The sequence below is a fragment of the Aquimarina sp. RZ0 genome, from assembly GCF_008370685.1.
Lineage (GTDB): Bacteria > Bacteroidota > Bacteroidia > Flavobacteriales > Flavobacteriaceae > Aquimarina.
On record NZ_VTZU01000123.1, the window covers coordinates 1 to 10,155 of the forward strand.

7 protein-coding genes and 1 tRNA gene are annotated in these 10,155 nt (G+C 33.0%); 7 read left to right on the plus strand and 1 reads right to left on the minus strand.

The features are described from left to right. Window positions 1–469 precede the first annotated feature (469 nt). Window positions 470–548, minus strand: a tRNA-Met gene (locus F0000_RS25790). Window positions 549–1,421: 873 nt separating this feature from the next. Between F0000_RS25790 and F0000_RS25795 the strand changes: the two genes are divergently transcribed. The 7 genes from F0000_RS25795 to F0000_RS25825 all read left to right on the plus strand — a co-directional run bounded on the left by F0000_RS25795 (window position 1,422) and on the right by F0000_RS25825 (window position 9,110). After that, window positions 1,422–2,876, plus strand: a complete 1,455-nt coding sequence (locus F0000_RS25795) for an arginine decarboxylase (protein WP_149627589.1) — start codon at window positions 1,422–1,424, stop codon at window positions 2,874–2,876. Window positions 2,877–2,906: 30 nt separating this feature from the next. Continuing rightward, on the plus strand, window positions 2,907–3,854 hold the full coding sequence (gene speB, locus F0000_RS25800; protein WP_149627590.1) for an agmatinase: 948 nt from the start codon (window positions 2,907–2,909) through the stop codon (window positions 3,852–3,854). Beyond that, window positions 3,838–4,818, plus strand: coding sequence for a deoxyhypusine synthase family protein (locus tag F0000_RS25805; RefSeq protein WP_149627591.1), 981 nt, complete (start codon window positions 3,838–3,840; stop codon window positions 4,816–4,818). The genes speB and F0000_RS25805 overlap by 17 nt, the downstream gene beginning before the upstream one ends. A gap of 74 nt (window positions 4,819–4,892) precedes the next feature. Beyond that, window positions 4,893–5,120, plus strand: coding sequence for a hypothetical protein (locus F0000_RS25810; RefSeq protein ID WP_368668152.1), 228 nt, complete (start codon window positions 4,893–4,895; stop codon window positions 5,118–5,120). Further along, window positions 5,117–5,905, plus strand: coding sequence for an RMD1 family protein (locus F0000_RS25815; RefSeq protein ID WP_149627593.1), 789 nt, complete (start codon window positions 5,117–5,119; stop codon window positions 5,903–5,905). The genes F0000_RS25810 and F0000_RS25815 overlap by 4 nt, the downstream gene beginning before the upstream one ends. Before the next feature lie 174 nt (window positions 5,906–6,079). Next, window positions 6,080–7,126 carry a glutathione synthetase gene (locus tag F0000_RS25820; protein ID WP_149627595.1) on the plus strand — a complete coding sequence of 349 codons (1,047 nt, stop codon included), beginning with the start codon at window positions 6,080–6,082 and terminating at the stop codon, window positions 7,124–7,126. Next, window positions 7,107–9,110 carry a flavohemoglobin expression-modulating QEGLA motif protein gene (locus F0000_RS25825; RefSeq protein WP_149627594.1) on the plus strand — a complete coding sequence of 668 codons (2,004 nt, stop codon included), beginning with the start codon at window positions 7,107–7,109 and terminating at the stop codon, window positions 9,108–9,110. Before F0000_RS25820 ends, F0000_RS25825 begins: the two co-directional genes overlap by 20 nt. The last annotated feature ends 1,045 nt before the right edge of the window (window positions 9,111–10,155 follow it).

Genomic DNA, 10,155 nt, shown 5'->3' on the forward strand with positions numbered 1-10,155 from the left:
GGGTATTTGGATCTTCATGCCATCAGCCGTAAGGATAATAATAAACTTCGATTCTCTACCAGGGAACGATAAATCTAAGGGGATAAATTCGGGAAGTGGTTCTTCTTATTCTAGTGGCACGGATAGCTTCTTTATCCAATAATGTAATTTACCTTCCGTTAAGCCATGAGCCTTTGCAAAATCTTTTTGAGTCTGACCTGAACTGTGATAAGAGGATACCAATTCCTCCATCCGTTTAGATTCCGATAATTGTGACATATACTTTTTTGACAAAAATAGATCTCAAACCAAAGCTAATCAAGGTGGGTTAGACGGATGGATACTAACTTTTTATCTTGATCCAGAAATTATCTAAATGAACTAATGACTTTTTAGTTAAAACTACAGGCTTTTCTAAAAGAGTTCGTAAACACTAAAACAAAAAAGCCAGACAAAATTGTCTGGCTTGAGGAAAAAAATGTCTCCTGAGTAGCGGGAACTGGACTCGAACCAGTGACCTTCGGGTTATGAGCCCGAAAAAGCTATTAATACCACACTGTAAACCAGCTGTTTATAAATTATTACGTACACAAACACCAACAAATAGGCACAAATAGATACGTAAAAACTGTACGTAACGCTTACGTACAGTTTGTATATTATTTCAGAATTTCAAAGTTTCTTAATTCCAGTCCAAAGTAGAAAAAATATAAATTATAATCTAGTAAAGTATACAATACTTTTTAATCAAAAAAATGAATACGTAATTCTTGCCAGATCTTACAAATTACTTTAGGGATGATACAAAAAAACCTAGCATTTCTGTGAGGCTTTACTTGACCGGGAGAACCGGGCTCATATCGAACTTTTTGATATCTGATTACAACCTAATTGTTAGGTTATCAGCTAATTTGCATAATAATGTGTCTAAATTTACTTAGATAAATTATTAGATTGCTATGATGATATATTTCAAAGATTACTTGATAACTACTAAGGAAATTAATTCATCGTTTTATGAGACAGAAAAGTAGATTACAAAGGATAAAATTAGATATTGTTTTATTTTCTATAATTAGATTAAGTCACTCTTAATAATAAACTTAGGAAAAAAATTCAAAAAAAGTTTTTGAAATCATTTTTTTATTACATTTGATTAAACAATAATGCGTTTTATATAAAAAACGCATTGCCTAAACAAAATGGAATCTTTTTTCAGATTCGGGCATAGGAGCATAAAGAAGTCTACTCCGAAAGCTGCCCTAGGGATAGGGAACCGAATTCTCAGGCTGACTTCTAAAGTATATACTACACTTAGACTATTGGAACGAATACAGTTCGTGCCCTACGCTATTTTTATTTTTCGTGTATGAGATTAGATTGAAATTAATTGCTTTCGCAATTTCTTATGTATCAATTTCTAATTTTTCAAGCACATTATAATGAAAACAAAATATATCGATTTGATCGAACAGACCTTCCATTTTCCACAGGAAGAGTTTTCGCTCCAGAATAACTTATTAGAGTTTCACGGCATTGATCTTATGAAATTGATTGCTCAATATGGTGCGCCTTTAAAATTTACTTACCTACCCAAAATATCAGAAAACATTAATCGAGCAAAACACTGGTTTAACAAGGCTATTAAGTCAAATGATTATAAAGGAAATTACAACTATTGTTATTGTACCAAAAGCTCACATTTTCAACATGTATTAAGCGAAGCCCTTAAGAATGATATACATATAGAAACCTCTTCCGCTTTTGATATTGATATCGTTGAAAACTTAAAGATCCAAGGTAAGATTACCAATGACACATATGTTATTAGTAATGGCTTCAAACGTGACCAATATGTTCAAAACATTGCCAGATTGATTAATAATGGACACCACAATTGTATTCCTATCATTGATAATTACGAAGAACTTAATCTATTAAGCGATGTAATTAACGAAGATTTTCAGGTGGGTATACGTATTGCTTCTGAAGAAGAACCAAAGTTTGAGTTTTATACTTCTCGATTAGGAATTGGGTATCGTAATATTGTACCCTTTTATAATAATCAGATCAAGAATAACCCAAAAGTGAAACTAAAGATGCTTCATTTCTTTATAAACACAGGTATTCGCGATACTGCTTACTATTGGAATGAATTACAAAAATGTCTAAAAGTATATATAAGTCTTAAGAAAATATGCACATCATTAGATAGCTTAAATATAGGCGGAGGTTTCCCGATAAAAAACTCTTTGGCCTTTGATTATGACTATCAGTATATAATCAATGAAATTATTAATCAAATCCAAATTTCCTGTGAAGAAGCACAGGTAGATGTTCCAAATATCTTTACAGAATTTGGCAGTTTTACAGTTGGTGAAAGTGGCGGGGCTATTTACGAAGTACTATATCAAAAACAGCAAAATGACCGTGAAAAATGGAATATGATCAATTCATCTTTCATTACAACAATGCCAGATACATGGGCAATAAACAAACGTTTTGTGATGTTGCCCGTAAACAGATGGGATGATGAGTATGAACGCGTACTACTTGGTGGATTAACCTGTGATAGTGATGATTATTACAATTCAGAACAACATATGAATGCCATATATCTACCAAAATACAAAAAAGACAAACCTTTATATATTGGTTTTTTCAATACTGGTGCATATCAGGAAACCATAGGTGGTTTTGGTGGATTGCAACACTGCCTTATCCCGCAACCTAAACATATTTTGATAGATCGTGACGAGGCTGGAAATCTAACTACAGAAGTTTTTGCACCACAACAAACTTCAGAACAGTTACTATCTATTCTTGGATATCAAAAAACACCAAAAGAAGAAATTTTAGAATATTCACAAAAAGAAATAATTATAAACTCTAACTAACCAAAATCATTAAATCCAAACATTTTTAAAATGGAAACTAAGAAAACATATGCCGGAATTCCAGAAAAATACGCTGGCTATGACAAATCAAAAGTAGTATTGATCCCTGTTCCTTATGATGGAACTAGTACATGGGGCAAAGGAGCAGACAAAGGCCCTGAAGCATTTTTACACGCTTCAGAGAATATGGAGCTTTATGATATAGAAACGGAGAGCGAAGTATACAAACAAGGTATTTATCTATCTCAACCTATTGACGAAAAAAGCTCACCAAACGCAATGGTTACGGCTGTGCACGATACTGTAAAAACCAATATTAAACGCAACAAGTTTGTTACGCTTTTTGGTGGGGAGCATTCTATTTCTATAGGAGCTATACGTGCTTTTGATGAATGTTTCAATGATTTAACAGTAGTACAAATAGATGCCCACGCTGATTTAAGAAAAGAATATGAAGGTTCTAAGTACAATCACGCTTGTGCACTTTATGAGGCTAATCAAAATACCAATCTTATTCAAGTTGGGATTCGCAGTATGGATGCTTCTGAAAAACTTGTAATGAATGAAGAAAATGTCTTTTTCGCTCATGAAATGGCAACCGATGATTATTGGATGGACAATGCAATCGAATTAATGACAGATACGATCTATATCACTTTTGACCTTGATGCTTTAGACCCTTCTATTTTACCTTCTACCGGAACACCAGAACCGGGAGGGTTATTATGGTATGAAACCCTTGAATTTCTTAAGAAAATATTTGAAGAAAAAAATGTAGTAGGATTCGATATTGTAGAATTATGCCCAAATAAAGATGATAAATCCTCAGATTTTGCTGCTGCCAAATTATACTATAAAATGTTGAGTTACAAATTTGAAGAACAAGATGTTGATGATGAGAATGAAAATCTATATGCTCTTAAAGGCAATAATAAACCTAACCATTTAAAATTCGCCGACGATGAACACGAAGGATAAAGGAGCGATCTCGCAATTTATAGAGAAGCACTATCTTCATTTTAATGCTGCCTCTGTAGTAGATGCAGCACAAACATATGAAGCTAAAATTAATAATGGCTCAAAAATGTTAGTATCTCTAGCTGGAGCAATGAGTACTGCCGAGTTAGGTAAGATTTTTGCAGAAATCATACGTCAAGATAAGGTTCACATTATCTCTTGTACAGGTGCAAATTTGGAAGAAGATATTATGAACTTGGTAGCACATAGTCATTATAAACGTGTGCCAAATTATCGTGATTTAACCCCAAAACAAGAGTGGGATTTATTAGAACAAGGGTTAAATCGAGTTACAGATACGTGTATCCCAGAAGAAGAAGCTTTTAGAAGATTACAGCAACATATTTTTAAGATCTGGAAAGATGCCGAAGAAAAAGGAGAGCGATATTTTCCACACGAGTTTATGTACAAAATGTTGTTATCTGGTATATTAGAACAGTACTATGAAATTGACATTAAGGATAGTTGGATGTACGCTGCGGCAAAAGCCAATTTGCCAATGGTAGTCCCAGGATGGGAAGATAGTACAATGGGAAACATCTTTGCTAGCTATGTATTGAAAGGAGAGCTTAAAGCCAGTACCATGAAATCCGGAATCGAGTATATGACCTTTCTTGCAGATTGGTATACCGATAATTCTGAAAACGGTATTGGATTTTTCCAGATAGGTGGTGGTATTGCAGGAGATTTTCCTATTTGTGTTGTACCAATGTTATATCAGGATATGGAGCGTATAGATACTCCATTCTGGAATTATTTCTGTCAAATAAGTGACTCAACGACAAGTTATGGATCTTATTCTGGAGCGGTACCTAATGAAAAAATCACTTGGGGCAAGTTAGATATTGATACCCCAAAGTTCATTATAGAGTCAGATGCTACTATTGTAGCGCCATTAATATTTGCCTACTTATTAGATATGTAATAGATATGAAAACTTCAAAAAACAACCATTTAAAAAAAGTTATTGTTGACTTCAAAAAGTTAAATAATAAAATTTTGGATTTACTTGTAGTGAAATATCCTGATGGATATGATGATGAAGATATCATTACGTTCAGAAATGCACAAAATGAAATAGTAGAATGTGTAGAAGTAAAAACTGAAGATACTTTATATCTTGTAAAAGTAAGTAAACGCCTTGTCACTGCTATGGAGGATTATGATGTCGATGAAGATAACGTTAATAATGATGACTTAGATGTAAACGAATTAGAAGATAAATGAAAACAAATGCCTTTGCGCTACAAATTGCAGAAAGCATAGATATAGATGCCTGCAAAAATCACTTTAAGCAAACTCTTCTTTTTTCTGATAGAGATGAATTATTTTTCGATTTTGAAAACCAGAGGTACGCTTATATTTTTAAATATGGTATTATTTGTGTTTTCAATTTCGCTCCAAACGAAATGGATCAGCTGAGGCAACAATTATTTGAATTTACCACAAATGCAAAGCTTATAGATAGTTCTTTAACCGAATCTATTGACATAATTACAGATGCCGAATCCTTTAGTGTAGATGTTGATGCAGTTCATCTAGCAGATAATAATATTGAAAAAATACGTTTGATAATGCTCAATGCATCTCAATCTATAATATTAGACTATTATTTGAGTATTGCAGAGCAACTAATTGAAGACACAGTACAATACACTAATTTTATAGAGACAAGAGGGACAAGACTATATACAGATGATAAAAAACATAAACATTTCGTTGAAAAGGTTTTAAATTCCAAAAATAAGATTTCTGAAAATCTTTACATATTTGATTCTCCTAGTGCAGTTTCGGATGATGAAATGCTTACTAAGCTAAATACTGAACTTAAGAAAAAATTTGAGATAAATGATAAGCATAAAACTATAAGCCAGAAGCTAAACATTGTAAAAGAAAACCTAGAATTCTTTAAGCATATTATAGTACATAGGAAAAATAGTAAACTTAAGTGGATTATTATAATTTTAATAATTTTTGGTATAATAGGTGTGCTTTGGAATCAATCCTATTAAACATATATACGCCTTTATAAAGGAAAAGTCGGATCTTAAAATTGCATTGGACATGATTCTTTGGCTAAATTTACAATGAATTGACAAGAGAATTACTTAATAGCTTTCAATAGAGCGAAATCCCAATTTTTGAAAAGAGAAAATTTGGTTTTTTTAATTACGAAAAAAAGAATTATGAAAATAAAAATATGCTTTATCATGTACCCTTGGGAAGAAGTACGTCCATCACAAGATTCTACACTCAGAATTATACATGAAGCAGTTAAAAGAGGCCATGATGTTTCAATTACGGATCCGTCTAACTTGACTATTAGACATAGTATCACCCTTAGTTTGTGTAAGAACATATCACTAGGAGAAAAACTCACTAAAAGCATGACTGCATTTTATAAGACAGTAACATTTAAGTCTAAAATGAGAGAGTTGAGCGAGTTTGATGTAATATTTATGCGTGACAACCCTCCATTGAATGGGTTGGTTCTGAATTTCTTGGATTCCATAAAAGATGATGTTTTTATTATCAATGCAATTGATGGATTAAGAGAGGCTAATAATAAGATTTATACTGCCGCCTACTTCGACCCTGATCATGAGATTATACCTGCTACATATGTTTCTAAAAACATTGATTATCTCTTACACATAATCAAAGAATCAGAGAATGACAAGATGATTATGAAGCCATTGGATGGTTATGGAGGTAGTGGCGTTATCATTATTGAAAGGGCTGCAATGCAAAATATCCGTTCTTTATTAGACTTTTATATTAATCATGGCAAGGATCACTCCAACTATGTAATTCTTCAAGAATACGTAGAAGGTGCTGAAGAGGGAGATGTTCGAATTTTGATGTTAAATGGAGAGCCTATTGGAGCATTAAGAAGGAGACCTATCCAAGGTGATGTAAGGTCTAATATTTCAGCTGGAGGAGCAGTCGAAAAATATAAATTAACAAAAGCAGACAAAATATTGTGCAGGGAGATTGGAAAAAAATTGGTTAGAGATGGTATTTACTTTGCTGGTCTTGATTTAATTAATGGTAAATTGATCGAAGTCAATGTAATGAGTCCAGGTACAATTACGGACATAAACAGGCTTAATAAAGTTAGATTGCAAGAAAAGATTTTAGGCTATTTGGAAAAAGTAGTAGGAAGTAGAAACGAATTAAAAGAAGAATTTAGACCTGAAACACTATTAAAAAATGCAACAATTAAAGGTTAGCGAGATAATTAAACTAATAGAGCAAAAGAAGACCTTTGAAGCTAAAGCCTCGGATAATTCTTTCAGTATAAAAATCAATAAGTATGTACCCTATTGCTGTACGGCCATTCATGATGGCGGTAACCTTCGAGATCGGTTAAAAAACAAAATTGCCATCGATGATTATAACCGATGGTATGAAGAAGATCCACATACTGGTGAATTTATAGACTCTTTACCTATTACATTAGTTGGATTGGACTCCCGTTTTGAGTATGACCTCAATAGAAAGCCAGAAGATTGCATCTATGATGAAGCATGGGGCAAAAAAGTATGGAAACGTCCACTTACGCCTGCAGAAAAACAAGCAAGCCTTCAAAAACATCATAACTTTTACAAAGTCGTCCATGCATTGATTCAGAAGCTAGAAGAGCTGTATGACTCTTGCATCGTTTATGATTTACACTCTTATAATTACCAACGTTGGGATAGAATTGTGCCACTTTTTAATATAGGTACAGAGCGCATTGATAGTTCGAAATATGAAAAATTTATTGAAAACTGGGTAACCGAATTAAGTGCTATTTCGTTAACAGGTATAGAGAATCAGACGACAATCAATGATGTTTTCTTTGGTAGAGGTTATAATCTTGAATTTATTACCCAGAACTTTTCCAATACACTTGTGCTGGCTACGGAAATTAAAAAAGTCTATAGTAATGAATTAACAGGTGAAGATTATCCTAAATTGATACGAGAACTACAGCAAAAACTAAAACGAGCTATTCTTAATAATGCGCAATATTTCAGTGAGGAAAACACCAATTGGAGATCAAAAAACAGGGTACATCTATTAGATAAAAAAACCGATCCAGCTATTGTTTCTGTAGATAAAAAGCTTTTCAAATTGTTGAAAGGATTTGAATTATTAGCTCATGTTAACCCAATCAACGCCAACTCTGAACAAAAAAGGTTTATCAAAAACAAATATACGAAACCCCCTGAGTTTAAATATGCGCCCATTAAAATCAATCCATTTGAGCTAAAACAGCAATTAAGCACACTAAGAACACAGAATATATCGGATGTTTCTATTCGTGAACTTTATGAATCAGTAATCAATAGTTACTTTGATAAGATTGATTTATTATCGGCGCTAGGCACAAAGAAGTTTTTATACAACTCCCTCAGATATTTTGGAAGACCAAGTAAAAAAGACTTAACCAATGCTCAATATATTCTTCACTTGCCATCTATCCCTAGTGAACCAAAAAGAGTACCATTTCTATCGATGGATGAGGCCATTGGTTCATTTAGAAATGCACTAGATGAGTACGGAATCGATTGTAAAATCGAACTGAGTAAGCGAGTGATTTCTCAAGTAATGGTACTCAACTCAAAAAAGACAATTTTAATTCGACCTGATGCAAAATTCACAAGAAAAGAAGCCAATGCACTCATAGAGCATGAAATTGGTGTACACATGGTGACTACACAAAATTCTTCAGATGAGAAACTGAATATTTTCAATCTTGGTCTGCCAATGAATACCATGACTCAAGAAGGATTAGCAATTCTATCAGAATACCTGAGTGGAAACATTACCTTGAAAAGACTAAAAAAGATAGCATTCAGAGTAGTTATTACTGATATGATGTGTAATGGAGCTAATTTCATGGAATGCTTCAATTTCCTAGTTAATCAACATAGTGTTTCAACAAATGATGCATACATCATCGTGACAAGGATTTTTAGAGGTGGTGGATTTACCAAAGACTATCTATACCTAAGTGGATTTGAGAAAATATTGAAACTATGGAAAGCAGATGTAAATCTTTCTCCGCTATTGGTTGGTAAAACCTCTATGGACTTCTACAATACCATCAATGAAATGATAGAAAGAGAAATTATAGCAAAACCAAAACACATAACGAAAAGTTTTAAAGACCCTTTTGGCTATCAAAACAATGAGATTTATGAGTACATCATTAGTGGACTAGGTTAGTACTTAGCTAGTACTGAAAAGTTAATTAATAAATCTATAAACAAACCAAAGTATACTTAAAGAACACAAAATGAAGTTGATATCCCCCTCATAAACCAAAATAACCTATTGAAAATCAATAGGTTACTTCTTCGTGGCGGGAACAGGACTCGAACCTGTGACCTTCGGGTTATGAGCCTAAACCAACACAAACCTACCTCGCTGTCTATAAGGGTTTTATAATTTCACCAACTTGCAAATGCCCACAAATGACAACAAATCGGTACTTAAAAACGGTACTTTTTAATAAAAAATTGAAACCATTTTATATCAAAAAAACAGTAGCTTTTGGATACAATATGACAAACCGTATTAAATAAAGTAAGAGGTTTAAATTCATTAGTTGAAAATTCATTATTTCTTAATTTCCTCCTTTATTTCAATGAATGATTTTCTCTTATCACAAGGCGTGATTTAAGTTTTTGAGTTTCCTCATTAATACGCTGAAAATCATTGTAAGATTTAGTTTCCTTAAACTCAGATTAATGTTTTGCTATTCTGAAATTCATGTTTCTAAAATGGATTGTTGTCCATACTTTCAAGGAAACAGCTGATTTTCTTAGGGTTTTATATACATTGCTTCTTACTTAATATCCGGTATCTGTAAAAGAAGCCAAAATAGAGCAAGCCAAAAGAATAAAAGGATGTATATTGGCTATCGGTCAGAAAGATATCCAAATATAAATTCCGGTAGTAAACTTTTCCGAAAAATAAAAAAACAATGATGCTAATCACACTACTATTACTAAACTTAGTCTCATTGTCCATTTCCCCTTCTCAAGAAATAGAAAGAATTGAAAAAGTGGAAGGGGTTTACCAAGGCCGTGTTAATTATGGTTATTCGTTTTGTTATAAAACTGAATCAGGACTTGAAAGGACATGGTTAATTCGGTTCGATTTGTGCCAATGATTTCGGAGTTATAGTGCCAGTCATTTCGGTTCAAACTGTGCCATTTATATCGGTTCGATTTGTGCCACTACGAGAGATCAAGTAATTACCTTATCG